The sequence below is a fragment of the Streptomyces tubercidicus genome (genome assembly GCF_027497495.1).
Lineage (GTDB): Bacteria > Actinomycetota > Actinomycetes > Streptomycetales > Streptomycetaceae > Streptomyces > Streptomyces tubercidicus.
On the sequence record NZ_CP114205.1, the window covers coordinates 539,069 to 564,790 of the forward strand.

The 25,722-nt window shown below is 70.8% G+C and carries 23 protein-coding genes and 1 pseudogene; 10 read left to right on the forward strand and 14 right to left on the reverse strand.

The window, feature by feature from the left end:
- Positions 1 to 406: 406 nt before the first annotated feature.
- Both STRTU_RS02465 and STRTU_RS02470 read right to left on the reverse strand, forming a co-directional pair.
- Positions 407 to 2,074: an amidohydrolase gene (locus STRTU_RS02465; RefSeq protein ID WP_159742009.1), complete on the reverse strand. Its 1,668-nt coding sequence runs from the start codon at positions 2,072 to 2,074 to the stop codon at positions 407 to 409.
- 56 nt (positions 2,075 to 2,130) lie between these two features.
- A complete protein-coding gene (locus tag STRTU_RS02470) occupies positions 2,131 to 2,571 on the reverse strand; it encodes an Lrp/AsnC family transcriptional regulator (protein ID WP_026170119.1) in 441 nt (146 codons plus the stop codon).
- 209 nt (positions 2,572 to 2,780) lie between these two features.
- Between STRTU_RS02470 and STRTU_RS02475 the strand changes: the two genes are divergently transcribed.
- Positions 2,781 to 3,206, forward strand: a complete 426-nt coding sequence (locus STRTU_RS02475; protein ID WP_174878797.1) for a hypothetical protein — start codon at positions 2,781 to 2,783, stop codon at positions 3,204 to 3,206.
- A gap of 48 nt (positions 3,207 to 3,254) precedes the next feature.
- Here STRTU_RS02475 and STRTU_RS02480 read toward each other — a convergent pair whose 3' ends face one another.
- The 3 genes from STRTU_RS02480 to STRTU_RS02490 form a co-directional block, all read right to left on the reverse strand.
- Positions 3,255 to 4,436 (reverse strand): phosphotransferase family protein, encoded by a 1,182-nt coding sequence (locus STRTU_RS02480; RefSeq protein ID WP_159742011.1) that lies wholly within the window; start codon positions 4,434 to 4,436, stop codon positions 3,255 to 3,257.
- Entirely contained in the window at positions 4,433 to 5,566 is a 1,134-nt protein-coding gene (locus STRTU_RS02485) for an Rv3169 family protein (RefSeq protein WP_159742012.1), read from the reverse strand. The genes STRTU_RS02480 and STRTU_RS02485 overlap by 4 nt, the downstream gene beginning before the upstream one ends.
- 219 nt (positions 5,567 to 5,785) lie before the next feature.
- Positions 5,786 to 6,958 carry an acyl-CoA dehydrogenase family protein gene (locus tag STRTU_RS02490; RefSeq protein WP_159742013.1) on the reverse strand — a complete coding sequence of 391 codons (1,173 nt, stop codon included), beginning with the start codon at positions 6,956 to 6,958 and terminating at the stop codon, positions 5,786 to 5,788.
- 338 nt (positions 6,959 to 7,296) lie between these two features.
- On the opposite strand from STRTU_RS02490, the gene STRTU_RS02495 reads away from it, so the two are divergent.
- From STRTU_RS02495 to exaC, 3 genes are all read left to right on the forward strand, one after another.
- The gene (locus STRTU_RS02495; protein ID WP_159742014.1) at positions 7,297 to 8,568 is read left to right on the forward strand and encodes a glycoside hydrolase family 18 protein; all 1,272 of its coding nucleotides are present in this window, start codon (positions 7,297 to 7,299) and stop codon (positions 8,566 to 8,568) included.
- A gap of 209 nt (positions 8,569 to 8,777) precedes the next feature.
- Complete coding sequence (locus STRTU_RS02500; RefSeq protein ID WP_159742015.1) at positions 8,778 to 10,100, forward strand: GAF domain-containing protein; 1,323 nt, start codon at positions 8,778 to 8,780, stop codon at positions 10,098 to 10,100.
- A 67-nt stretch (positions 10,101 to 10,167) separates the two neighbouring features.
- The gene (exaC, locus tag STRTU_RS02505) at positions 10,168 to 11,691 is read left to right on the forward strand and encodes an acetaldehyde dehydrogenase ExaC (protein WP_159742016.1); all 1,524 of its coding nucleotides are present in this window, start codon (positions 10,168 to 10,170) and stop codon (positions 11,689 to 11,691) included.
- A 488-nt stretch (positions 11,692 to 12,179) separates the two neighbouring features.
- Here the strand turns inward: exaC and STRTU_RS02510 are convergent, their stop codons facing one another.
- The gene (locus STRTU_RS02510; RefSeq protein WP_159742017.1) at positions 12,180 to 13,253 is read right to left on the reverse strand and encodes a winged helix-turn-helix domain-containing protein; all 1,074 of its coding nucleotides are present in this window, start codon (positions 13,251 to 13,253) and stop codon (positions 12,180 to 12,182) included.
- 510 nt (positions 13,254 to 13,763) lie between these two features.
- Here STRTU_RS02510 and STRTU_RS02515 point away from each other — a divergent pair.
- The 5 genes from STRTU_RS02515 to STRTU_RS02535 all read left to right on the forward strand — a co-directional run bounded on the left by STRTU_RS02515 (position 13,764) and on the right by STRTU_RS02535 (position 17,645).
- Positions 13,764 to 13,964, forward strand: coding sequence for a hypothetical protein (locus tag STRTU_RS02515; RefSeq protein ID WP_159742018.1), 201 nt, complete (start codon positions 13,764 to 13,766; stop codon positions 13,962 to 13,964).
- A gap of 127 nt (positions 13,965 to 14,091) precedes the next feature.
- Positions 14,092 to 14,646 carry a MauE/DoxX family redox-associated membrane protein gene (locus STRTU_RS02520; protein ID WP_159742019.1) on the forward strand — a complete coding sequence of 185 codons (555 nt, stop codon included), beginning with the start codon at positions 14,092 to 14,094 and terminating at the stop codon, positions 14,644 to 14,646.
- Positions 14,647 to 14,666: 20 nt separating this feature from the next.
- Positions 14,667 to 15,236 (forward strand): thioredoxin domain-containing protein, encoded by a 570-nt coding sequence (locus STRTU_RS02525; RefSeq protein WP_159742020.1) that lies wholly within the window; start codon positions 14,667 to 14,669, stop codon positions 15,234 to 15,236.
- Entirely contained in the window at positions 15,233 to 17,125 is a 1,893-nt protein-coding gene (locus STRTU_RS02530) for an ABC transporter ATP-binding protein (RefSeq protein ID WP_159742021.1), read from the forward strand. The genes STRTU_RS02525 and STRTU_RS02530 overlap by 4 nt, the downstream gene beginning before the upstream one ends.
- A 28-nt stretch (positions 17,126 to 17,153) precedes the next feature.
- Entirely contained in the window at positions 17,154 to 17,645 is a 492-nt protein-coding gene (locus tag STRTU_RS02535) for a S26 family signal peptidase (protein WP_159742022.1), read from the forward strand.
- A gap of 223 nt (positions 17,646 to 17,868) precedes the next feature.
- Here the strand turns inward: STRTU_RS02535 and STRTU_RS02540 are convergent, their stop codons facing one another.
- The gene (locus STRTU_RS02540) at positions 17,869 to 18,048 is read right to left on the reverse strand and encodes a hypothetical protein (protein ID WP_159742023.1); all 180 of its coding nucleotides are present in this window, start codon (positions 18,046 to 18,048) and stop codon (positions 17,869 to 17,871) included.
- A 99-nt stretch (positions 18,049 to 18,147) separates the two neighbouring features.
- Positions 18,148 to 19,578 (reverse strand): cellulase family glycosylhydrolase, encoded by a 1,431-nt coding sequence (locus STRTU_RS02545; RefSeq protein ID WP_159742024.1) that lies wholly within the window; start codon positions 19,576 to 19,578, stop codon positions 18,148 to 18,150.
- Between the two features lie 204 nt (positions 19,579 to 19,782).
- Here STRTU_RS02545 and STRTU_RS02550 point away from each other — a divergent pair.
- A pseudogene (locus STRTU_RS02550) lies at positions 19,783 to 19,938 on the forward strand (hypothetical protein); the annotation flags it as partial.
- A gap of 60 nt (positions 19,939 to 19,998) precedes the next feature.
- Here the strand turns inward: STRTU_RS02550 and STRTU_RS02555 are convergent.
- From STRTU_RS02555 to STRTU_RS02580, 6 genes are all read right to left on the reverse strand, one after another.
- The gene (locus STRTU_RS02555; protein ID WP_159742025.1) at positions 19,999 to 20,190 is read right to left on the reverse strand and encodes a DUF1059 domain-containing protein; all 192 of its coding nucleotides are present in this window, start codon (positions 20,188 to 20,190) and stop codon (positions 19,999 to 20,001) included.
- Between the two features lie 124 nt (positions 20,191 to 20,314).
- Entirely contained in the window at positions 20,315 to 21,454 is a 1,140-nt protein-coding gene (locus tag STRTU_RS02560; RefSeq protein WP_159742026.1) for a zinc-dependent alcohol dehydrogenase family protein, read from the reverse strand.
- Complete coding sequence (locus tag STRTU_RS02565) at positions 21,451 to 21,753, reverse strand: putative quinol monooxygenase (protein WP_159742027.1); 303 nt, start codon at positions 21,751 to 21,753, stop codon at positions 21,451 to 21,453. The genes STRTU_RS02560 and STRTU_RS02565 overlap by 4 nt, the downstream gene beginning before the upstream one ends.
- A 7-nt stretch (positions 21,754 to 21,760) precedes the next feature.
- Positions 21,761 to 22,423, reverse strand: coding sequence for a glycerol-3-phosphate responsive antiterminator (locus STRTU_RS02570; RefSeq protein WP_159742028.1), 663 nt, complete (start codon positions 22,421 to 22,423; stop codon positions 21,761 to 21,763).
- A gap of 43 nt (positions 22,424 to 22,466) precedes the next feature.
- Positions 22,467 to 24,020 carry an FAD-binding oxidoreductase gene (locus STRTU_RS02575; protein WP_159742029.1) on the reverse strand — a complete coding sequence of 518 codons (1,554 nt, stop codon included), beginning with the start codon at positions 24,018 to 24,020 and terminating at the stop codon, positions 22,467 to 22,469.
- Positions 24,017 to 25,690: a glycerol-3-phosphate dehydrogenase/oxidase gene (locus tag STRTU_RS02580; RefSeq protein ID WP_159742030.1), complete on the reverse strand. Its 1,674-nt coding sequence runs from the start codon at positions 25,688 to 25,690 to the stop codon at positions 24,017 to 24,019. Before STRTU_RS02580 ends, STRTU_RS02575 begins: the two co-directional genes overlap by 4 nt.
- Between the last annotated feature and the right edge of the window lie 32 nt (positions 25,691 to 25,722).

A 25,722-nucleotide genomic window follows, 5' to 3' on the forward strand; every position in this document is an offset into this window, starting at 1 on the left:
GGTGCGGATAGGGGCCCGGCGCCCTTCGGGCCGACCTGGGACCCGCTGGCTGCGGGTCGACCGAAAGCCGTTGTCTACTGAGCGTCCGGGCCCCACCCGGGTCGCACCCGCCGACCAGCCGAAACCTTCCATCGCCCCGTGCCGCGGGTCCTGGACCTGGCTCCCAGTGGCGGTGTGCCCCAGTGGCGCACCGCCCCATGGCCCAGCTGCGTTCGACGACTGCGCGGAGATCTACCGGTCGGACGTCCTGTGGTGGACTCGGCCGAACCTACCGGCCGCCGACCGCCTGCTGTCAACAGGTGCTCCGCCTGCGTCGTTTTCGCGTCGCCCCAGGTCAGCCGCGAGCGCCCGCCGCTGGGCCAAGGAGCAGCAAGCACGGTCCGTGGTGGCACCTGCCTGCCCGATGTCACTCGTTCGGCGGTCCGAAGACCGTTCGCCCGCCAACGACCGTCCGCAGGCAGACCGGGAGGTCGTTGCCGGGGGTGAGATCGGGCAGGCCGGGGGTACCGGAGCGGGGGTCGGTGGACCAGCGCTCCACCCGCTCATCGGGGGCCTGGACGAGCAGTTCGCCGGTGCGCCAGACCGCGTAGTCGGCGGGGGCGCCGGGCACCAGGACGCCCGCGTCGTCCCGGCCGATGGCGCGCCAGCCGCCGCGGGTGTGGGCGGTGAACGCGGCGCGGGCGGAGATGCCATGGGCGCGGGTGCGGTGGAAGACGGCGGCCCGTACGGTGCCCCAGGGGTCGAGCGGGGTGACCGGGCTGTCGGATCCGAGGGCGAGCGGGACCCCGGCCTTGAGCAGCGCGGCGTACGGGTTGAGGGTGCGGGCACGGTCGGCGCCGAGCCGGGCCGCGTACATGCCGTCCTCGCCGCCCCATGCCGCGTCGAAGGCGGGCTGGACGGAGGCGGTCAGGGCGAGGTCGGCGAAGCCGGCGATGGTGCGCTCGGTGAGCATTTCGGCGTGCTCGACGCGGTGCCGGGCGGCCCGGATCCGGTCCAGGCCGACGCGCTCGGCTGCGGCCCGTACGCCGTCGACGACGCCGGTCAGGGCCGCGTCCCCGATGGCGTGGAAGCCGGCCTGGAGTCCGGCCTCGGTGCAGGCGGCGACATGGGCGGCGACTGCCTCGGCGTCGAGGTGCGCGGCGCCGGTGTGGCTGGGGGAATCCGCGTACGGGGCGTGCAGATGGGCGGTGTGCGAGCCGAGCGAGCCGTCGGCGAAGAGGTCGCCCGCGGCGCCGATGGCCCCGAGTTCCCGGATCCGCTGGGCGTCCTTTGCGGTCGCGACCGTCTCGGCCCAGTAGCCGACGACGCGCGGGCCGTTCCCCTCCCGGGCCAGGGCGAGCAGCGCCGTGAAGTCGTCCTCCCCGGAGATGTCCGGGCCCGCGCACTCGTGCAGGCTGCCGATGCCGAGCGAGGCGGCGCGGGCGAGCGTGGCCCGCTGGGCCTCGGCGCGCTGGGCGGGGGTGACAGTGGCGTACGCGGCCTGGCGCACCGCGTGGTGGGCGTCACCGGTCAGCGGGGCGTCGGCCCGGAAGCCGGCCAGTTCGCGCACGCCGGGGACCAGATCGAGCAGCGCCGTCGTCACCACCGCGGAGTGCACATCCACCCGGGTGAGGTAGAGCGGCCGGCCGCCGGTGGCCGCGTCCAGTTCCACGCGGGACGGCGGGCGGCCCTCCGGCCAGGCGCTGGCGTCCCAGCCGTGCCCGAGCAGAATCCGGTCCGCCTGCCGCGCGGCCGCGTATCCGCGGATACGGGTCAGTGCATCGGACAGCGTGCCGGCACCGGACAGGTCGAGTCCGGTGAGCGCGAGCCCCGTCGCGGTGGTGTGCACATGTGCGTCCGTGAACGCCGGGGTGACCAGCGCACCGTCGAGCGGGATGACCTCGTCGACCCCTTCGGCGAAGGAGTCGGCCGCGCCCTCCTCACCGACCCAGGCGATGCGGTCGCCTTCGACGACCATGGCGGTGGCGAAGGGGTCGGCGGGGCTGTGCACCTCACCGCCGCGCAGCAGGACCGTACGGGGACGGGCCGGGCCGTTGGGGTGCTGTCGGGCCGGATCGGGGGTGTGCTCGCTCATACCGGACAGTTTGGCCCCTGGCGCGGACGGGCCGCGCGCAGGGGGGCGATCACCGGTCAGATGCGCGGCGGACGGGCCTCGTAGGGCGTGGAGAGCACGACCGTGGTGCGGGTCGAGACACCGGCGAGGGTCCGTATGCGGGTGAGCAGATGCTCCAGCTCCAAGGGGGTGGCGACCCGCACCTTGAGGATGTAGTTCTCATCGCCCGCGACGCTGTGGCAGGCCTCCAGCTCGGGGACCTCGGCCAGGCGGTCGGCGATATCGTCCGGCGCGCTGGGGTCGAAGGGTTTGACCGAGATGAAGGCGGTGAGCGGCAGCCCCACCGCTTCGGGGTCCACGATGGCGGCATAGCCCCTGATGACACCGCGCTGCTCCAGGCGGCGCACCCGTTGGTGCACCGCCGAAGTGGACAGGCCGGTGGCCTTGCCCAGGTCGGTGTAGCTCATCCGCCCGTCCTTGACGAGCAGATCCACGATTTGTCGGTCCAACTCCTCCACCCGCTCAACCTACTGCGCGCGGGCGCGTATGCGCACCGCGCGCCGGATCGTGGACCCCTTTGCGCCGGGTCGTGTGACCAATGCCACACAGGTGATCCGGTGTCGATGGGGTGCCGGCGATTATGCGTGCGGCATGAAGGGAATTGCTGCTGGTGGCCGGGACCGCCCGTCACAGGAAGTCAGCGGTACGACTGGCCCACCCGAGGGGGATGGACATCATGCGACGCCTTAAGCAGGACTCCGCTGCCGAGAACATGGACGCCCAGGAGGGCGACAGTTCCGGCATCTCCGGCGACGACGGTGCGTACGACTCTTTCGACACCTATGAGATCTACCGAGTGACCTGCCCCGACTGCCTGCAGCCGATCGCGCTGCTGGCGGACGAGGACAGACTTCCGGAGCACGCCCTGTGCGCCTCGCCGTGGAACCCGTTCGGGCTGACGGTGTGCCAGGGCTCCGGCCGGGCGGTATCCGAGGCGCCGGAGACCGAGGACACGCTGGACGCCCAGGAGCAGGACGCGGCGATGCTGCTGACGCTCCCGGAGAGCCTGGACTGGCGCCGTCAGCCGTTCTCGCACATCGGCGGACCCGGCACCCGGCCGGTCCGGGTGCCGCGGATGCGCCCGCGCGCCTGAAAAGCCTCCAGGGCCTTCAGGGCCCGCACGCTTCACGAGGGGCCGCGCTCACCAGTAGCGGCCCTCGATCATCGCCTCCAGCGCTTCCCGGTGGAGGATCAGCGCATCGGCGTCCTCCGGGACCGGCACCTCACCGAAGTGGACCTGGCGGTAGGCCACTCGCAGCATCACGATGGCGTGCCGCAGGGCCGCGTAGAGGGTGTGGAAGTCCATTTCGCGGGGCGGGTGTCCGGTGAGAGCGGCATAGCGGCTCTCGACACGGTCGCGGGTCAGAAGGCCGGGCAGTCCCCGTTGGCCGCCGGCTTCGGCGAGGTCCTGGAAGAAGCGGTGGAGATAGACCAGCCAGCCCAGGTCGAGTTCGCGGGGCCCGAGGGCGGCCATCTCCCAGTCGAGGACGGCGGCCGGTTCGAATCCGTCGTAGACGATATTGCCGATCCGGGCGTCGCCCCAGCTCAGCACGGTCTCGCCGGGGTCTGACGGCCAGTGGTCGGCCAGCCGGGCGAAGCCGCGCTCGATGAGCGGGGAGCGCGGGCGGCCGTCAACGACCCAGGTGTAGTAGGCGCGTTGGGCCTCGACATGACGGTGCAGCGCGCTTCCGGTGCCGGGGGTGGCGAGGAAGTCGGCCTCGGCGGGCGGGACTTGGTCGTGCAGCCTGGCGAGGACCGAGACGCTGGCGGCTTCCAGGTGGTCGCGCTGGGCGTCGGTGGCACCGTGGAGCCAATTCCCCTCGTACGTATAGGGCATGACGTCCGGTGGGACGCGGCCCTCGGCGCGGGCCATGACGAAGAACGGTGCGCCGAGGTGTGCCGGGTCCTCCTCCAGCCAGAAGGTGCGCGGCACCGGGAGGTCGGTGCGGGCGGCGACCAGGCGCATGGTGCGGTACTGGCGGGCCATGTCGTACCGGGGGAAGACGCTGTACGCGGCGGGGTCTGCGGCGAGTCGCAGCGCGCAGGCGAGGGGCGCCGTTCCCTGGCCGGGCGTGGCCGGGAGGCCGGGCGGCGGCTCGGGGCGGTCGATGTCGAAGAGCAGTGTCTCGCTGGACATGCCGTTGGAGTCCGGGACGGTCGCGGCGACGGCGCGGGCGCCGGGCAGCCGGGTGCCGAGCCAGGCGGTGAGCCGGTGGGTGAGGGCTTCGGGGTCGCGGGTGGTGGTGCGGGGGCGGCGCCCCGCGGGCGCCCCTTCGGGGTGGTTTCCGCCGGGGGTGGCGGCGGGCGGCGGAGGCGCCGTCATCGGCCGGCCTCCCGTGCGACGGAGTCATAGCCGGTGAAGCCGCTGGGATCGTGCCGGCCGAAGCTGCCGTGCTCGAAGATGCCGTAGCCGGTCCGGCCGTCGAGGGTGAAGCGGGCGGCGTGGTCGGTGACTCCGTAGGCGGCGAGCGGATGAGCCGCCGGGTCGGTGAGGTCGTAGCTGCGGCGGTCGGTCCAGCCGCGGCCCCGCCAGGTGCCGTGCTGCCAGTCGTCGGCGGGGGCATAGCCGGCGCCGAGGGCGAGGGGCGAGGAGGTGAGGATTTCGGCGGTGAGTTCCTGGGGTCTGCGGCCGGGGCCGGTGAGGTGGATGACGGCGCGTTCGGGGTGGCGGGTGCCGGCGCGGTAGCCGATGTCCGTATGCGGCCAGCCGAGTTGGACCTCACGGCCGTCGTCGTGGACCACGAGGGCCTCGTTCAGGGTGCGATAGCCGTCGGCGTCCTCCTGGACGATGACCATCACGAAGCGGTCATCGAAGCGCACCGGGCACCAGACCCAGTGGAAGCCCTCGGGCCGCATCTCCTCCGCGGCCCGTCCGCCGTCCTCGCCGGGAATCGGGCGGACGCCCCAGCTGCGGTCGCGGGTGCCGGTCCACTCCCCCGCCGTGACGGCGATCTCCTGTCCGGCGACGCGGATGCGGCCGGTGCAGGTGCCCGCCTGGACGAACCGGCGGCCCTCCAGCATCAGCCGGTCGCCGCGGTACTGGGCGTGGTGCGGCTCCCAGGTGGCGGGGAACGCCGCGTGCCAGGTCAGGTCGTAGGCCAGGCCGTCCGGGTCACCGGGGTCCGCGGCGCAGGTCAGCCGCAGGCGGGTGAGCGGTTCCTCGACGGTGATGGTGAGCGGGCCGACGGTGAGCGCGAGCCGGTCGTCGGTGAGCGCGTCGGAGGCCCGTACGGCATGGAGCCGGTCGCCGAGGCGGAGGGTGGCGTAGGCGTCGATGACACCGGTGTTGGGATAGACGCCGAGGCCGGCGATCAGCAGGGCGCGGCCGGAGTGGTCCATGACATGGAAGATGCAGCGGTCGTAGGCGTTGCGGTCGCCGGTGGCGACATGCCGCAGGGACAGCGGGACCTGGTGGATGGGGTACTCGTCGAGCGCGATGGGGCGATCGGGCACGGTCTCCTCCTGGGCGCGCGGGCGGCCGGGCGTCCCCCGGATACGACGCCCACGGGCAGGAGTTGACGGTACGTCAGCTCTGAACGGACGACCAGACCCGGAGGGGAAGGTAGGGGGTGCTGGGGCCTAATGGCTATTACCGTCACTTGGTCCGTCAGGGGCTGGTGAGACACCCGGAGGGCGGGGCGGGCAGGGACGTCCCCGCCCGCCCCGGCCCGCTCAGCGCTGCTCGGGGCCCGCGAGATGGCGGGCGATGACCATCCGCTGGATCTGGTTGGTGCCCTCGACGATCTGCAGCACCTTGGCCTCCCGCATATAGCGCTCGGCCGGGAAGTCGAGGGTGTAGCCGTAGCCGCCGAGGAGCTGGACGGCGTCGGTGGTCACCCGCATCGCGGTGTCGGTGCAGAACAGCTTGGCCATCGCCGCTTCCTTGGAGAACGCCAGACCGGCGTCGCGCAGCCGGGCGGCGGTGAGGTAGAGCGCGCGGCCCGCCTCGATCTGCGTCGCCATGTCGGCGAGCATGAAGCGCAGACCCTGGAAGTCGACGATCGGGCGGCCGAATTGCCGGCGCTCGGCGGTGTACGTGAGCGCCTCGTCCAGCGCCGCCTGGGCGACGCCGATGGCGCAGGCCGCGATGCCCAGGCGCCCGGAGTCCAGGGCGGACAGGGCGATGGCGAAGCCCTGCCCCTCGTCCCCGATACGGCGGGAGTCGGGGATCTGCACGGCGTCGAAGTGCAGCTGGGCGGTCGGGGAGCCCTTCATGCCCATCTTGCGCTCCGGTACCGCGGCGCTCAGCCCCTTGGTGTCGCCGGGCACGAGGAACGCGGTGATGCCATGGGCACCGCTGCCGCCGGTGCGGGCCAGCACGGTGTAGAAGTCGGCCACGCCGCCGTGGGTGGTCCAGGCCTTGGTGCCCTCCAGCGTCCAGACCTCGCCGTCCCGGGTGGCCCGGGTGGTCAGGGAGGCGGCATCGGAGCCCGAGGAGGGCTCGGAGAGGCAGTAAGCACCGAGGAGTCCACCACCGAGCATGTCCGGAAGGTGTTCGGCGCGCTGCTCCTTGCTGCCGTATCCGGCAAGGGCATGACAGGCGAGAGTGTGCACGCTGACGCCGAGGCCGACGGTGAGCCGGGCGGCGGCGAGCTCCTCCAGAACCTGGAGGTACACCTCGTAGGGCTGGCCGCCACCGCCGAATTCCTCGTCGTAGGGCAGCGACAGCAGTCCGGCTTCCGACAGCAGGGTGAAGGTCGCGCGCGGGAAATGGCCGGCGTCCTCCTCCTCGGCGGCCGTCGGCCGGATTTCGCGATCGGCGAGCTCGCGTACGAGCGTCAGCAGGTCACGGGCTTCTTCGGTGGGCAGCCTGCGGTCCACCGGCCGGGGGCCGTACTCGGTCATGGCGGCGCTCTCCTCCCTGTCGGGCGCTGCGGCGACACGCGCGGGGTGGGCGGCGGCGCCGGTTTCCGTGATGCCAGGCCGATGATCGCGTTCCGGGTCTCGGATGGCGATGACCTGCGACTGTGGCGCTAGGAGTATGCCCGATCGGCGGCTCCGCGTCACGGGTTGATCATCACGGACTGCGGAGATCCGGCCCCCGGCACCGCAACCGCCGGGAAATTGGTCCGAACCATTGACTGACTGGTCTAGTCCTTCTACCTTCTCCCCCAACGTTCCACGCGTTCATGCCCATTCGGAACGCAGGTCAGGCTCTCCCCCTCCCCCACCGAGGAGACGACATGCTCAGACCGCACCGGATACGGTCACCGCGCACAGTGATCGCCGCCGCCACCGCGCTGTGTACGGCCGCCCTGGCCGGCACCCTGCTCGCCGGACCGGCCTCCGCCAGCCCCGCGAACGCCCCCACCGCACCGGGCGACCCGGCCCCGGCGGCACCCGCCGCGGCGGGCGGCAAGGTCGTCGGATACTTCACCAACTGGGGTGTGTACGACCGCAATTACCACGTCAAGAACATCGAGACCTCGGGCTCGGCGGCCAAACTGACCCACATCAACTACGCCTTCGGCAATGTCCAGGGCGGCAAATGCGCCATCGGCGACTCCTACGCCGACTACGACAAGGCCTACACCGCCGACCAGAGCGTCGACGGTGCGGCGGACACCTGGGACAACGGCGCACTGCGCGGCAACTTCTACCAGCTCAGAAAGCTCAAGAAGCTGCACCCGAACCTCAAGGTGATCTGGTCGTTCGGCGGCTGGACCTGGTCGGGCGGCTTCGGCGAGGCCGCCAAGAACCCGGCCGCCTTCGCGCAGTCCTGCTACGACCTGGTCGAGGACAAGCGCTGGGCGGATGTCTTCGACGGCATCGACATCGACTGGGAGTACCCCAACGCCTGCGGTCTGACCTGCGACACCAGCGGCCGGGACGCCTTCACCAACGTGCTGAAGGCGCTGCGGTCGAAGTTCGGCCAGAGCAATCTGGTGACCGCCGCGATCACCGCGGACGCCTCGGCCGGGGGCAAGATCGACGCCGCCGATTACGCGGGCGCGGCCCAGTACGTCGACTGGTACAACCCCATGACCTACGACTACTTCGGCGCCTGGGACGCCAAGGGCCCGACGGCTCCGCACTCCCCGCTGACCTCGTACAGCGGCATCCCGAAGGCCGGGTTCAACAGCACCGACACCCTCGCCAAGCTCAAGGGCCTGGGCGTCCCGGCGAGCAAGCTGCTGCTGGGCATCGGCTTCTACGGCCGTGGCTGGTCGGGCGTCACCCAGGACGCACCGGGCGGTACGGCGACCGGCGCGGCACCGGGCAAGTACGAGGCCGGCATCGACGACTACAAGGTGCTCAAGAGCCGCTGCCCGGCCACCGGCAAGGTGGGCGGCACCGCCTACGCCAAGTGCGGCGACCAGTGGTGGAGCTATGACACCCCGGAGACCATCGGCGCGAAGATGGCCTTCAAGGACGCGCAGGGGCTGGGCGGCACGTTCTTCTGGGAGCTGAGCGGCGACACCGCCAACGGTGAGCTGATCAAGGCGATCAAGTAGCCGCAAACGGCGCGGAGTCGGGCGGGAGGCGGCGGCCTTCCGCCCGTGCGTCGTCCGGCGCCTCCCCCTGGGCGGCCGGGGCGGGAGGCGCACGCCCGTTCGGCACCCGCTCCTCGATGGTGGCCCGGCGCGACGCACGGGTTTACTGCCCCGCCCGGTACGAGCACCATCGGCCCTACGGGGGCAGGAGCGCATCGAAGAGGTGACACGTGGTCAACCCTTGGCTGGCGATGGAGACCGGAGCCGATCCGGTGGAGCGCACCCGTACGGTGCGCAGGGCCCATGCCGCCTTCCTGGCCGACGGGACCGTCGCGCCGCCGGTCCGCCGGGTGGTCGCCGACTCCTGGCGCCGTTCCGCCGACGCGCACGCGGCGGCGGACGGCGCCGCGCCCATCGATCTGGACGGGGCCACGCTCGGCGCCTACCGGGACGGGCATCCGCTGGCCCGCGTCATGCCGGTCTTCCGGGAGCTGCTGGGCAGCTTCGCGCAGGACGGTGCCCATCTGCTGGCCGTCTGCGACTCCCAGGGACGGCTGCTGTGGGTGGAGGGGCACCGCGGGGTGCGGCGCAGTGCCGAGCGGATGAACTTCGTCGTCGGCGCCCGCTGGGACGAGCGGCACGCCGGCACCAACGCCCCCGGTACCGCCCTCGCCGCCGATCACCCCGTACAGATCTTCGCCGCCGAGCACTACAACCGGCAGGTGCAGCGCTGGAGCTGCGCCGCCGCCCCGTTGCACGATCCACGGACCGGCCGGCTGCTGGGCGCGGTGGACATCACCGGCGGGGACCATGTGGCAAGCCCGCACAGCCTGGCTCTGGTGCAGGCCACCGCCCGCGCCGCGGAAGCCCATCTCGCGTCGGGCGTACCGGAGTTGGGCGTCTGCCTGTCGGCGCTCGGCCGGGACGAGGCGCTGCTGGTCATGGACGGGGAGCGGCTGCGCCTCGGCCGCCGGCACAGCGAGATCATGCTGCTGCTGGCCCGGCATCCCGAGGGACTGACGGGCGATCAGCTCTCGGTGCTGCTGTACGGCGAGCGCGAGATGCGCCCGGTGACCCTGCGGGCCGAGCTGTCCCGTCTGCGGCAGCTCGTCGGCACGCTGCTGCACTCCCGCCCGTACCGGCTCAGCAGGCCCGTAGAGACCGATCTGAGCGCGGTCGACGATGCCCTGACGGCCGACGACATGCGCACCGCGCTGAACGTCTACCGCGGGCCGCTGCTGCCGCTGTCGGAGGCGCCCGGCGTCCAGCGGCTGCGCGGCGCGCTGGCCGACCGCATGCGCTCCGCGCTGCTCGGCGCCCGCGATCCCGGTCTGCTGCGCGAGTGGTCGCGCACCCCCTGGGGCGAGGACGACCTGGAGATCTGGGAGACCCTGGTCGACGCCCTGCCGGAGCGCTCCCCGGCCCGCAGCGCACCGCTCGCCACCGCGCACCGGCTGCGCGCGGCGTACGGCCTGACCGGCGGCCCCCCTGGTGCGGCGGGTACGCAGGACGCCGTGCGCGTCGCAACGTTCAGGCAACCTCCCCGGCTTTAGCCTGCGCTCAATGCCCGTCACACGGGAGTGGCGGGCACCGCGCCGAAAGCGATTGGGAGGCCGCCCCATGGCCCGCTACGCCAGCCCGGGTTCCGCCGATGCCGTGATGAGCTATCTGCCCCGCTACGACCACTGGATCGGCGGGGAGTATGTGGCGCCCGCCCTGGGCCGGTACTTCGAGAACCCGACCCCGGTCAACGGAACGCCGTTCACCGAGGTCGCCCGTGGCACCGCCGAAGACGTCGAACGCGCCCTGGACGCGGCGCATGCGGCCGCCCCCGGCTGGGCCCGCACGGCCGCCGCCGAACGCGCCACCGTCCTCAACAAGATCGCCGACCGGATGGAACAGCATCTGGAGGCCCTGGCGGTCGCGGAGAGCTGGGAGAACGGCAAGCCCGTACGGGAGTCGCTGGCGGCCGATATCCCGCTCGCCATCGACCACTTCCGCTACTTCGCGGGCGCCATCCGCGCCCAGGAGGGCTCGCTGTCGGAGATCGACGAAGACACCGTCGCCTACCACTTCCACGAGCCGCTCGGAGTGGTCGCCCAGATCATCCCCTGGAACTTCCCCATCCTGATGGCCACCTGGAAGCTCGCCCCGGCCCTGGCCGCGGGCAACGCGGTGGTCCTCAAGCCGGCCGAACAGACCCCCGCCTCGATCCACTTCTGGATGAGCCTGATCGCGGACCTGCTGCCGCCGGGCGTCGTCAACATCGTCAACGGCTTCGGCGCCGAGGCGGGCAAGCCGCTGGCCTCCAGCCCCCGGGTCGCCAAGGTCGCCTTCACCGGTGAGACCACCACCGGCCGCCTGATCATGCAGTACGCCTCCGAGCATCTGCGCCCGGTGACGCTCGAACTGGGCGGCAAAAGCCCCAACATCTTCTTCGACGACGTCTCCTCCGCCGCGGACGACTTCCACGACAAGGCCCTCGAAGGCTTCACCATGTTCGCCCTCAACCAGGGCGAGGTGTGCACCTGTCCGTCCCGGGCGCTCATCCAGCGCGGGCACTACCAGGACTTCCTGGCGGCCGGCGTGGCCCGTACGGAGAAGATCGTCCAGGGCCACCCCCTGGACACCGACACCATGATCGGCGCCCAGGCCTCCAACGACCAGCTGGAGAAAATCCTCTCCTACCTGGACATCGGCCAGAAGGAGGGCGCCCGCATCCTCACCGGCGGCTCCCGTGCCGAACTCGGCGGCGAACTGGAAGGCGGCTACTACGTCCGCCCGACGATCTTCGAGGGCAACAACGAGATGCGGGTCTTCCAGGAGGAGATCTTCGGCCCGGTGGTGGCCGTGGCCCCCTTCAGCAACTTCGACGACGCCATCGGCATCGCCAACGACACCCTCTACGGCCTCGGCGCAGGCGTCTGGACCCGCGACGGCTCCACCGCCTACCGCGCGGGCCGCGCCATCCAGGCCGGCCGCGTATGGACCAACTGCTACCACGCCTACCCGGCCCATGCGGCCTTCGGCGGCTACAAGCAGTCCGGGATCGGCAGGGAGAACCACAAGATGATGCTGGATCACTATCAGCAGACGAAGAACTTGTTGGTGAGCTATTCGGCGAAGAAGCTGGGGTTCTTCTAGAGGCAAAGAAAGGGCGCCTGACCAGGGCAGATGCCCGGCAGGCGCCCTTGTCGGGATACGCCTGGGCCGCGAGACGAAATTTAGCCTTACTCCCGATTCCTCCCGCCCTTAGCCCATGTCTGACCAGCTGTTCCGGGGCATTTCCGGGCCAGGTGCGCCCTTAGGCACCCGCTGGCGCGTCCTCGTACTCGTCCCACCGCTGCATGGAGTCCTCGATCAGGCGGTTCGCGTGATGGCGTGCTTCGGCGAGGAACTTGGCGTAGTAGCGGAAAAAACCTGGATGCTCTGCCCGGCTCTACGCGCGCACTCGGCCGGGTCGACCCCGGAGGCAGCGTTGTACTTGCGATCGCGGCTGCCATCTCCAGCTTGAGCGTGCGGTGTTCCCATCACCCGTTCGTCAGGCTGCACGACGGCGGCCGTCCGGGCTTACCAAGAGGACGTCGGGGCGGCATGGCTCGGCCAACGCCCTTGCCGCTGTCATTCCCTGGTCATCCATGCGACTTTGCGGCCACTCCCCGGGGTCTGCGTTCAGGCGCCGGCCGGGACGAACTGTTGGTGTTCAGCAGGGTGATGCCAAGGTGGGTCAGCGTATGAAGGGCGGTTTTCCGCTCCCGGGTGAGGGTGGTGAGCCCGGCACGGCGTAGCGTGGTGGCGTGTTCGCTTGCGCTCGCGGGTGAGATGCCTGCTCGCCGGGCGAGCTGCGTCGTGGTGCACGCGGGGTGGTCGGCTATCGTGCACAGCACGACCGCCCTGGTATGTCCCAGAAGGGCGGACAGGACCGACGGCACTGGTGCATCGATGTGGCGTGTATCGGCGGGGGCCCAGAGGCTGGCTGCCTCGATCGGGTTGTTCAGGGCCGGATATACCATGATCGCGGTGTCGGGGTTGGCGAACAGCTGGGGAACTGGCCCGCAGAACACCGACGGGGCCAGGACGAGCGGGCGGCCCGCCAAGTGGAAGTCGGCCACCGGGTGGAGGTACGGCCGATATTCCGGGATCTCCAGCACGGGGGGATTCCACGCGGCCATCGGGCGCAGGCTGTCCAGCAGTGCCCCCACCCCGCCCCGCACCATGATCCGCCCGCGGCGCGCCAATTCGCCCTCCAGGTGCTGGCTGATACGACCCCAGTACGGGGCCACGGCCGCCTCGTGGCAGTTCTGCAATGCGGCGGCGAGCCGGCGCACGGACCCGCGGTCAGCGCCCATCGCCCCGTAAAGCCACTGTGCCCGCAGTCTGTCCGTATCCGCTAGTACGCCGAACTCCGCGCGCAGCCGTTGGTCCGCCGCGCTGCTCAGCCGCTCCAAGCCCTCGCCTATACAACCGGCCGTGCCCACAAGGGTGAAGAGATCCACCAGTCCCCCGGCGGGCGAGCTGAGGAACTTCGCGGTGTCCGCCCCGTCGCCCCTGATAAGCGGGCCCGTGCGCGCACGCCAGCCGCCGAACAGCGCCTTTCCGTCACGCCGCTGCAGGTTCCACAAGCTCAACTGTGTCTCCGCGAGCGGACCCAGCACAGTGACCCAAACCCGCGCCAGGTCCTCTGTAGTGAAGTGCAACCGCAGCACGCCGCCCTCCTCACCTACATCTGCCGATGATGCTTCCCGCCGCCCTCGTTTCGGGCCAGACCGAAACGAGTCGCGCCTGCCCCGGCTCGACACGGAAGCTGAGTCCGGTGGAAGGCCGCCGACGCGAGCGGCTCCAACGGGGCCGCACCGCTGGGTGCCAGCCGAAGCGATCCACGAACGCAACGAGCTGAACCACTACCCGAAAGGAGAGGGTGCGCGGTCGGCCCGGAGAGGCCGGAGACCGGTCGTAGCAGCTGGCTGGCCGACACCAGGGCCCGGGACCGTTCCCCGCCGTTTTGGACGGTGGGCGACGAGGGGCCTGCCCGGGACAACGGTCCTGCGTTGACCCGCGCATATCGCGTTGAGCACTCGAACGAACTCGGCGGTCGAAGAGGACCGTGTCGGTCAGGTCCGGTGGAGGTGTTCGTTCCGCTGGGAGGACCTGGGTGACGGACTCCTTTGAGTCCGCCGGGGACCGACAACCCACGAAACGAAGCGAGGTGTCCGAGGATGAGAACCATGCGCGGTCTGGCTGACCGCATGCTGGAACGGCTCGTACCGCGTGAGACGGCCGCAGCTGCGTCGTGCCCCTGCAACGACTACTTCACCCGTTGCATCAATGGTTCGTGCAGCTCCTACTCGAACTACACGCAGATGGTCTGCGTGTGCAACCTGAACGACCGCGTGTTCCTGCGCTGCGGCTGCCGGTGAACCGTCAGCGACTGAACCGCCGCACGTCGTGATCACCGAGGAAGCAAAGAACTGACCCACCCGAACATTCGGGACTGATGATCGGCCGTGATCCGGCCTCGGTTAGGGCCCGGATCACGGTCTCTCCGTGGGAGGCCCAATGGAACTCCTCTCCGCAGCATGCAACGTGCTGCTCGTTCTCGTGTTCGGAGCCGCTGCCGTGGGCAAGGTCCGTACCTCGGCCTCGCTCACCGCGTTCGCTGAGGCCGTGGTCGTGCTGGGCCGCGTGCCTACCCGGCGGGCGGGCGCCGTGGCCAAGGGCATCGTCGCCCTGGAGGCGGCGACAGCGCTCCTGCTCCTCATCCCGCCGCTCCGGAGCACCGGACTGCTTCTGGCCACCGTCTTGTTGGCTGCCTTCACCCTTGTCGTCGCCCGCGCTCTGCGTTCCCGGGTGCCGGTGTCCTGTCGGTGCTTTGGAGGATCGGCCGGGCCCCTCGGTCCGCCCCAACTCACCCGTAACGCCGTGTTACTCCTTGGCGTTCTGGGCGCAGCCCCCGGGGCGCTGGACCCCGGCCCACTCGTCTGGCAGGCGCAGTTCACCGCCTGGCTCGGCGGTGCGGTGGCCGCGCTCGTCCTCGTGACCGGGGAGGAGCTGATCGCGTTGCTGCGACGGCCAACCGCACATACCACCCTCCGCCACTGACCTCGCCCGAGGAGACCTTCATGGTGTATCTGGCCCTGGCCCTCGCGGCTGTCGCCGCCTTGTGCGCGCTGGACCTGATGCTGACTCTCGCCGTGTTACGCAGACTTCGGAACGAACGCACCAACGGTTCGTCCCACACACCATCCGACACCCAAGGGGGCGGTATCCCGAAAGGCGCCGTCGTAGGGCCCTTCGAGACGCGCTGTGTCGAGGACGCCCGGCTGACCGACGAGGATCTCGTCGACGGCGCGGTAGTGGGGTTCTTCTCTCCGATGTGTCCGCCGTGCAAACGCACGCTCCCCGCCTTCGTCGCCATGGCCACCGCGCTCCAAGGAGTCCGTCAGGTGATCGCCGTCGTCATCTCGGTGACGGGCCGGCCCGACGAGGAGGCCGAAGCCCTGGCGATGGTCGAACAGCTTGCACCCTTCGCACGAGTCGTGCGGGAGGACGACACGGGCTCCTGCCTCACCGCGTTCGGGGTGAGCGCCTTCCCCTCCCACTTCGAAGTGTCGGTCGCGGCAGGCGCACGGCCCACCGTCGCGGCCGTGGGCGACGAGGTGCTCGGCGGTCAGCCCGCCCGATCGGCATGATCGCCACCCCTGCCGACCCGTTCGAAGACCAGCGCTTGAGCCGCTGCGCACGGTTGGCGCTCGGCCTCGCATTCCGCGCCGCCCCCTGGGTGCTGGCCGGCCACTTGGCCGTGACCCTGATCTCGGCCGGACTCCCCGTGGTGGTCACCTGGGTCGTCAAGAACATTCTGGACCGCCTTGCCAACGGCTCCGGCGTGCAGGACATCACCGGTCCGGCGGGGCTCCTCGCCGTCGCCAGTGCGGTCGCGGCCCTCGCACCCCAGGTTCTGGGATACCTCCAGGCCCGGATGACCCGGGCGACCAGCCTGCTGGCGCAGGAGCGGCTGCACATCGCAGTCGACACCTTCACGGGTCTGAGCCGCTTCGAGAACCCGGAGTTCCTCGACCGGCTCAGACTGGCCCAGCAGGCTGGGGGAATCACTCCGTTCCAGGTGGTCCAAACCGTGGCGGGCATGACACGCAGCGGCGTCCTGCTGATCGGCTTCATCGGTTCCCTCGCCGTGCTCAACCTGTACCTGGCTGCCATCGTCGCGCTCTCCGGCCTCCCCGTCCTCTGGGCCGAGATCGCCCTCAGCCGTCAACGTGCCCGCACCTACTGGGCCATCAGCCCCACAGAGCGCCGCGAGATCTTCTACTCCACGCTGCTCAGCAGTGTCGAGGCGGCGAAGGAGGTCAGGCTCTACGGCATCGGTGGGTTTCTCCGGGAGCGCATGCTGACCGAGCGCCGCACCGCCGACAGTCACCGAGAACTGTTGGAACGCAAGGAACTCCGCGTCCAGTCCGTACTCCAGATCACCTCGGCCGTGCTTACCGGAGTGGCCTTGGTCTGGGCGGTGCGCGCCGCCGCGCGGCAGGACATGACGGTCGGGGACGTCTCGATGCTGTTGGCCGCGATCCCCGCCGTGCAGGGCGGCATCGGCGGCCTGGCCCGTGAGCTGGGCCAGGCACACCACTCGCTGGTGATGTTCCACCACTATGTGTCCGTGATCGGGCTCGGCCCCGACATCCCCGCTCCCCAGCACCCCCAGGCCGCCCACCCCCTGCGCAACGCCATCGAGTTCGAGGACGTGTGGTTCCGCTACGGGGACGGGCTGCCCTGGGTACTGCGGGGCGTCAGCCTGCGGATCGAGGCAGGGACGGCCATCGCGCTCGTGGGTGTCAACGGATCCGGAAAGTCCACCCTGGTCAAGCTGCTCTGCCGGTTCTACGACCCGACCCGAGGCCGGATCCTGTGGGACAGCACCGACCTGCGGGACATCCCGCCCGACGACCTCCGCGCGCGCATCGCCGCCACCTTTCAGGAACCCATGCGCTATGACCTCAGCGCGAAGGAGAACATAGGAATCGGCGAACTGAGCGCACTCCACGCGCCCGATCGGTACGAGGAGGCGGCGAGGTTCGCCGGCGTCCACGAGGACATCACCCGGCTACCGCGCGGCTACGAGACGCTGCTGAGCCGCAGCTTCTGGGACGACGACGATGACGGTGTCGTGCTCTCGGGCGGGCAGTGGCAGCGCATGGGGATCGCGCGGCTGTGCCTGCGCGCTGACGCGGACCTGCTGGTCCTGGACGAACCCACATCGAGCCTTGACCCCGACGCCGAGTACGAGATCCACACTCGGCTCCGGGCGCATCGGGCCGGGCGGACCAGCATGCTGATCTCTCACCGGCTGGGTGCGATCAGGGACGCGGACACTATCGCGGTGCTGGAGGACGGCCGGATCACCGAACGCGGCGACCACCGCCAGCTCATCGCCCAACAGGGCACGTACCACCGGTTGTTCACTCGCCAGTCCCGCAACTACCGCGAAGAGGTCCCGCCGGTGCCGGACAAGACGGACCCGTATGGCGACGAGGCCGCACTTTTCGGCGGCGGCCTCGGTGCCTGAGCCTGCATGCGCCCCGGAAGGAGCCTTCGTGCCCGCACCGTTGACCACTGCCGCAGCAATCGTGGCCCCGATGATGCTCACCGCATTCCTCGTACGAAGAACGTGCGTTCTCCTTGACGTCAGCGGCCCCAGCATGATGCCCACCTACCGCGACGGAGACCGACTGCTGGCGGTCAGGGCACCCAGAGGGCTCATACGCCGAGGAGCGGTCGTCGCGATCCGGCTGCGCACAGGTCCCGGCTCCCACGACGTGGAAGACACCATCGAGGGCCGCCCCGTGGCCACCTGCATGATCAAACGTGTCGTGGCGCTCCCCGGGGACGACGTGTCGCATCACCTGCGCGCCACCGACCCAGCACACGCCACCTCCGGCCTCATACCCCGCGTCGTGCCCCTTGGACACGTGTTCGTGCTCGGTGACCACCGTGAGGCCAGCCGCGACTCCCGTCACAAGGGGCCCTTCCCTTTCGACCAGATCACCGGGGTGGTGCTGTGCAAGATCCGCATTGCAGGTACCTAACCCGTTGGCGTGACGCGTTGCCGTGCTGCGGGTGCTGCGGGTACTGCGGGCCGAACTCGGCATCGGCCTGGGGAGGAGGGCTCCAGAACCAAGTTCCCTGGACTGCTGACTCACCAGAGCAACCAGGTGATAGAGCGGGATTCGGGCGCTGACTGGGAGTGGTGGATCGGCAACGACCAAGCGGGGTGGATCTGCCTTCGCATCCAGGCGAGAGGAGCGCTGGCTAACCAGGCCGGACCGCGGTGACCGGGCCGACCGCGTTCACGGCACGCTTGAGGTACTCACCCGGCGAGGTGGCGTCCACGGGGCCCGAGACGCCTCGGGGCACCTCGGAGAGAGTCCGATCGATCGAGACCAGCGGACCTTCGAGCTTCCGCCGTGCGTCGAGGCGACGCGCAGGCACGAAGAAAGGCGCCTGAGGTGGGCTTTTGACCTTCGGGCGCCTTCCGCGCGGCTCGGCTGGAGCGACGGCCGGGAGAGGTGGTACCTCCCGTCGGGCGGGCTACCTCGGGCTGATCGTGACCCGGTAGGTGGCTCCGGCCCTGCCGTGGGTGCGCACGGTGACGGTCTGGGCGTGGTCGTCCCAACTGGCCTTGCTGCCTTGGATGTCGACGCGGTAGCCGTCTGGGTAGGTGTCCCTGGGCACGGTGATCCGGGTGGGGCCCTCTGCGTTGTCGCGGGTGCGGAAGGTGAGCGTGTAGGTGCGGGTAGCCGGGTCGTAGGCGAACCTGAGCGGGTCGCCCGCGACGGCTCGCGCGTACGGCTGGACGAGCAGTTGGGCGTTGGGCTTCGCGGCGCCCGTCTGGTCGAGGAAGCAGTAGCCGCCGCCCCGGCACCACTGCCACCACGTCCAGCCGCTGGAGAAGCGGTCCAGGGAGGCCGTCATATCGGTGACGAACTGGCTTGCGTGCGGAACGTAGGGATTGCCGCCCCACTCCCCCACGATCACCGGCATGCGGTGACGGGTCGGGTAGTCGCTGATCGCGGCCTCGAAGGCGGGGATGAAGGTGCCGTTGGGGTCGTAGTCGGCGCCCGTTTCCATCCCGGTCTCGTAGAAGTGCGGCGCGTAGCCGGCGTGCGGGTCGTCGATGTGGCCCATCCGGGTGGGAACGCCGAGACCGACGATGACGGTTGGTTCGACGAATACCCACGACCTGTGGTCGACCAGGCGGATCGCATGGGCGAGGCGGTTCCACAGCTCGGTGAGCTCGGTGGCCTCGAAGCGGGCCGCGGCAGTGGGGAGGTCTTCGCCTTCGAGGAACTTCGCGAACGGCTCGTTCATCAGGTCGTAGCCGAGCAGCGCCGGGTGCCTGCCCAGGGCGGCGGCGACCGTCATCCACATGCGAGCGTGCGCGGCACGGAGGTCGGCGTCCTTGTAGAGGTGGTCAAAGGCGGCCTGTACGGATGGCTCGAAGTACTCGGAGAACCAGTCGTCGGGTCGGTGCGTGAACGGCAGCCCCTCGTCGCGGGTCGCCCAGTCGGGGACGCCGCGGGAGTCGAAGTGGGGTCCGTATACGTCCTGGTGGGCGTCGAGGATGACCTTGATGTGGTAGCGGTTGGCCCAGTCGAGGATGCGGCGCATCTTGCTGAGGTAGCCGCGGTCGTAGTGCCCGGGGGTGGGTTCGAGGTCGTCCCAGAAGAACGCGAGGCGCGCGAGGTTGAAGCCCCGGGCGGCCATGTCCTTGAGGTCGCTCTCGTGGATGTCGGCGAACGCGTTGGCGCCTCGGCTGTTCTTGTCGGCGAGGTTGAAGCCGCGCCACTGGAGCGCGCGGCCCTGGCCGTCGGCGATGAAGGTGCGGTCACCGACCGTGACCCGGTCGGGGGCGCGGTCGGCGGCGCGTTCGGGGTGAGCCTGGGCCTGCGCGGGGAGGACGCCGAGCAGGAGGGCGGCCACGGCAAGGGCGGCGGGGGCGACGCGGGAGGCTAAGCGCATGCAGGAGACCCTTTCGAGTTCGAGGATGGCTGCTTGGGCGGCGTGCTCCTGGGCGGTGGGATGCTACTGGCGGGTGGGTCAAGTTCCCAGGCATTCGCAGGAGTTGGCGGGGCTTCCTTCTTCGAGGGTTTCCCCGGCGTCATCGCCGGGGGCAACGTCCTGTGGATGTCGCGCAGTTACCCTGGGTAGATCACACACTCCGCACGCGACCGCTCCTTCGGCAACGCCCGCTACGCCCGCAAGGTCTTCGAGTCACCCGTGACCCGCCAGGCCGGCCGCCTGAGCCGGCACACGGCACCGAGCCGCGAGGAACTGCTGCAACTGGTCCCGGAGGACTTCAGCGCGACGTCCCTGACCTGAGGCAACGCGGCGCCGGCCGCCGGAGCGGCAGCACCGCTGCGACGGCCGGCGGGGGCGGGCTCAGGCGTGCTGAGGCATCTCGTTCTTGAGCGAGGCCCTGATCTGGTCACGCAGCTCGGCGCTCGCTGTGTGTCCATGGACGGACACGGCGTGTTCGCTGGCAGCGCGGACCACTTCCTCCTCCTCACCGGAGATAGTGAGCGTGCATCCCGATTCGCTGGGGAAATCCCGGCAGTCGATCACCTTGCGCATGATGCACCTCCTCAAACTCCAGTATCGTCCTCCCCCGCCCGCCCGTCGATCTCGATCTCGGTCCCGCCCGGACCGTCAGCCGGGACCACGACCGGGCTGCCGGCGGATGGTCCGGGGCATCCGATCAGCCCGTCAGCATGCCCGACGTATCAATGACCTGGCGGATGGCCCGGCCCGACGCCAGCTCCTCCAGGGCCGTGTTGATGTCGTCGAGCGGCAGAGTGCCCGTGTGCATTCGCTCCACGGGCATCAGGCCGGCTCGCCACAGGTCGAGGAATCGGGGGATGTCGCGGCGTGGGACGGCGTCGCCCATGTACGAGCCCAGGAGGGACTTGCCTTCGCCCGCGAAGGCAAGGGCCGGGACCTCCAGGACCCGGTCGGGGGCGGGGAGGCCGACCGAGACGACCTTGCCGCCTCGGGCCACAGCCGTCAGGCACTGTGCCATCACCCGGGGGCTGCCTACCGCCTCCACTGCCAACTCGGCGCCGCCGTCGGTGAGTTCACGTACGGCGTCGATGGCTTCAGCGGGGTCGTAGGCGTGCGTGGCGCCCAGTTGGAGAGCCAGTTCGCGCTTCTCGGGGACCGGGTCGACGGCGATGACGGGGTAGGCGCCCGCCGCGCAGGCGCCCAGTACAGCGGACAGGCCCACTCCGCCCAGGCCGTAGACCACCGCCGACTGGCCGGGGCGCAGGGCGGCGGTGTTGATGACGGCTCCGGCGCCGGTCAGGACCGCGCAGCCGAACATCGATGCCACCGTGAACGGGATGTCCTTCGGGATCGGCACCACCGACTCCTGGGCCAGCACCGCGTATTCGGAGAACGCCGAGACGCCCAGCTGGTGGTGGACCGGGGTGCCGGAGGCGTCGGTCAGCAGGGACGGGCCGTGCAGCAGCCCGCCCGAACCGTTCGATGCGGCGGCCTGTGCGCACAGCGCGGGCCGGCCGGCCGCGCAGTCGGCGCAGAAGCCACAGCTCGGCACGAAGACCATGGCGACGTGATCACCGGGACGGACCCGGCTGACGCCCGGTCCGGTCTCCTGGACGACGCCCACCGCCTCGTGACCGAGCGCCATCGGCAGCGGGCGGACCCGGTCGCCGTTGACCACCGACAGGTCGGAGTGGCAGAGCGAGGCGGCCGCGACACGGACCAGCACCTCGCCCTCGCGGGGTGCGCCCAGCTCCAGCTCCTCCACCTCCACCGGACGGGTCTCGGAGTAGGGGCGGGCGGCCGACACCCTGCGCAGTATCGCGGCACGCGTCTTCATGCCCGCACCTCCGGGCGCGGGGCGCAGCGCAGCACGTCGCGGCTGTCCAGCAGGGGGACGATCATGCCGAGCACGATGTCCTGGAAGTGCGGTGTGGCGCAGTGGGCGGTGAAGTCGGCCTCGCAGCCGTACTCCTCGTACAGCACGACGGTCCGTGGGTCCTCGATGCCCTGGTGGACGCGGTAGGCGAGATTGCCCGGCTCCCGGCGGGAGGCGGCGGCCACGGTGTCGAGCAGGGAGAGGACGGTGTTCTCCTCGCCCTCCTTGGTGCGGTAGCGGGCGACGACGACGTATGACATGGGGGTCTTACTCCTGGGGTGGTGCGGTGGGCCTCTTCAGCGCGGCGGGCGGGACCGGCGGCAGCTGGTCCCGGCGCAGGTGCCAGAGGCGGGGGTCGGAGGTGGCGGCGGCGACGGACCCGAGGGCCAGCGCCAGCGCCACATCCGCGGGGGACTCGACGAAGCCCGCGGCGACCGACGGGGACATCGCGCGCTTCGCCTGCGCGCTCATCCGGGCGATGACCGGGGCGGGCATGACTTCGACCAGGTCCGGCGCCCCGCGCGAGACCGCGTCCATGGAGCGGCGGAGATTGGACCGGTCGGTGACGAACACCTTCATCATCGTCAGCAGGCCGAGCGGCCGGCCCTTCTCTGTCAGGGACAGCCGGGTACTGACCACGCCGTGGGCGCCCATGGACTTGATGAACTCCAGCGCGCCCCGGTCCTGGGCCAGGCCGGGGCTGCTGTCCACGTTCACGAAGACGGTCTTCCCCGCCCGGCCCAGCGCCGGCAGGACCTGTGGCAGCTGCCCCACGGTGAGCGAGGCGACGATGCACACCTTGGCCGGTGCGGTCAGGAACTGCCGCACGGGCTGAGTGCCGACGACCGACGCGACGACCGGGATGTCGGCGAGCGCCGAGGTGAGCCGCGGGTCGAGCGCGGCGCCGGACCGGGACAGGGAAGGAGTCATGGCAAGGGCCTGTCTGGGGAAGAGGGGTGCGCCGTGACGGAGGTCAGCTCAGCGGGGACGTGCCGAAGCGGCTGGGGAGGCCCAGCTTGCCAGGGTTGAGGATGCCGGCCGGGTCCAGGGTCTTCTTCACCGCGACGAACGTCGCGAAGCCCGCCCCGAGGGACTCTTCCATGTAGGGGCCGCGCAGCAGACCGCAGCCGTGGTGGTGGCTGAGCGCCGCGCCGTGCTTGACGAGCACGGCGTTGGCCGCGTCCCACACCGCGCGGTACCAGTCGCGGCGGGACTCGGGGGCCACGTCTCCGCGGAGCGAGAAGTAGACGCAGGCGCCGTCGGTGTACGCGTGGGACTGGTGGGCCGAGGCGGCCAGGGTGCCGTCCACCCCCTCGATCGCGGCGACCACCTCGTCGTAGATCACCGGGAGGTCGGTCCAGGACGCGGCCATCTCCAGAGTGTCGGCGACGAAGCCCGGACCCGGCTGGAAGCCCTCGGCGGACTTGCCGACCAGCATCCGCTCGTCCAGCCAGCGCGCGAAGACGGCCTGGCCGTCCAGTTCGGGGCCGTACTCCGCGCAGACCTCCTTCGCCACCTTGATCGAGGCGTCGACGATGGCGGGGTCGCCCTCGTCGGCGATGAGCAGCAGGTTGGTCTCCGGGTGGCCGAAGTGGGTGCCCGACTCCAGGGCGTCGTACAGCCGCAGGACGGCCGGGGTGGCGCCACGCTGCATGATCCGGCGGCAGGCCGCCAGGCCCTGGGCGAAGCTCTCGAATCCGTACGCCACGGCGGAGGCGTACTCGGGCAGCGGGTGGACCCGCAGCCGGGCCGCGACGATGACGCCGAGGGTGCCCTCGGAGCCGATGAACAGCTGGCGCAGGTCCGGGCCGACCGCGGCGCGGGCGTAGTCGCCGTAGGTGGCCCGGGTACCGTCGGCGTGCACGACGTCGACGCCGATGACCATGTCCTCGATCTTGCCGTAGCGGGTGGAGAGCTGGCCGGCGCCGCGGCAGGCGATCCAGCCGCCGACAGTGGAGACGGCGAACGCGGACGGCCAGTGGCCGGTGGTGACGCCGTACTCCTCCTGGAGCTGCTTTTCGAAGAGGTCGCCGAACATGCCGGCCTGGACGTCCACGACGTTCGACTCGGCGTCGAAGCCGGTGATCTGGTTGAGTCCGCACACGTCCAGGACGACACCGCCGAAGACGGGCAGCGCGGCGCCGGTGACGTTGGAGCGGCCCGCGGACGGGGTGACCGGGATGCCCGCCTCGTGGCAGATCCGCAGCACGGCCGCGACCTGGTCGGCGTCGGCGGCCTCGACGAACACGGCGTCCGGGGTCGCGGGGCGGCCCTCGGTCTCGCCGATCATCGAACCGGCCCACCAGTCACGGGTCCGGGTGACCACCTCGTCGCGGGAGGTGTACACCGCCTGCGCGGCCTCGCGCAGCGCCTCGACGACGGCATCGGGGACCGCGACCGGGTCGACCTGGAGCGCGGCCTCGCCGTCGCCGACCGGGGTGTTGCGCGCCCACTTGCTGGGGCTGGGGGCACCGATGGTGTAGTTGCCCCGGTTGAACGGGTGGGTGATGGTCTGACGGCTGATCATGCTGCGGTCCCTTCGAGGAGTACGGACTTTTCGTGACGGACGGCTGCGAGGTACTCGGCGACCGAGCGCTCGACCTCCGCCTCCGTGAGGTTCAGTTCCCGGCCGAGGATCGCGCCGACGGCCTCGGCGGCGTCGGCGGAGGCGTCCCGGCCGAACAGCCGGGCGCGGGTGCGGCGGGAGAGGACGTCGTCGACCGAACGGGCCAGCTCGGCTCGGGCCGCGTAGACGACCTCCGCCTTCGTGTAGGCGAGTCCCGCGACGATCGGCTCGGCCAGCGAGGGGTCGTCCTGGATGAGATCGCCGACGAACCGGGCCTCGGTGCCATAGCGTTCACCCAGGTGGGCGGCGATGCCGCCGGATGCGGCGACGGCCTCGGCGTCGTAACCTGCGCCGCCCAGGAGCGGGAGGTGGGTGGTGCGGCTCTTCGCCGTGCGGCCGAGGACCTTCATCACCTTGTCGATGATGAGTTCGCCCATGTGCCGGCTGGTGGTGAGCTTGCCGCCGGTCACCGTCACCATGTTGGTGCGGCCGATGGTGATGTGGTGGTCGCGGCTCATGTCGAGGGTGGCCCCCTCCTTGCTGCCGACCAGCGGCCGCAGACCGCCGATGGAGCCGACCACGTCGTCCGGGGTGAGCTTCCCCTCGAAGGCGGTGTTGGCGCCCTCCAGCAGGAAGTTCATCTCCTCGCGGGTGCAGTGCACGTCGTCGGCGGAGCCCTGGTAGTCCTCGTCGGTGGTGCCCAGCACCACGCGGTTGCCCCAGCGGGTGCAGGTCGCGCGGCGGGCCCGGCCGGGGATCGGCACGGTCACCGTGCAGTTGATCCGCACCTTGTCCCACGGCACCACGATGTGGACGCCCTTGGCGGGCCGCACCCGCGGCGAGTGGCCGTCGTCGGCCTTCGCGTCGAGTTCGTCGGACCACACCCCGGTGGCGTTGACCACGGCCCGCGCGCGGATGTCGAGGGTGTCGCCGTCCGCCGAGACCCGGGCACCGGCCACCTTGCCGCCCTCCATCAGCAGGCTCTCGGCCTTCGCCCCGTTGAGGACCGTCGCGCCGAGCGCGGCGGCGGTGCGGAGGATGGTGAGGACGAGGCGGGCGTCGTCGGTGCGGGCGTCGAAGTACACCAGCCCGCCCTTGAGGTGCTCCGCGCGGAGCGTCGGCGCCTGGGCGAGGACCTCGGGGACCGTGAGCCGCTGGTGCAGCTTGCCGATCCGCCATCCGCCGACCAGGTCGTACGTCCACAGCAGACCCTCGAAGCCCTTGGCCAGACGGGCGTCGAGGACGCCTTCCTTCTCCAGGATCGGGAAGAGGAACGGCAGCCGGTGCACCAGGTGCGGTGCGTTCTTGCGGAACCGGTGGCGCTCAAGGAGCGAGTGACGGACCAGGTTGATGTTGCCCTGCTCGATGTAGCGCAGGCCGCCGTGCACCATCTTCGACGACTTCGACGAGGTGCCGGAGGCGAAGTCGTCCTTCTCGACCAGCGCCGCGCTCAGACCCCGTGAGACGGCGTCGAGCACGGCGTACGCCCCGGTGACGCCGCCGCCGATGACCAGCACGTCGTAGGTGTTGTCGGCCAGTTGGCGCTTCTGGTCGGCCCGATCGAGCAGCAGCGGTGTGCGGCGGGTCGCCGCGGCAGTGCGCCGCGGTTTCCGGGCGGGCATGGTGATCACAACATCAACTCCTGGTGTTTCGGTGTGGCAGC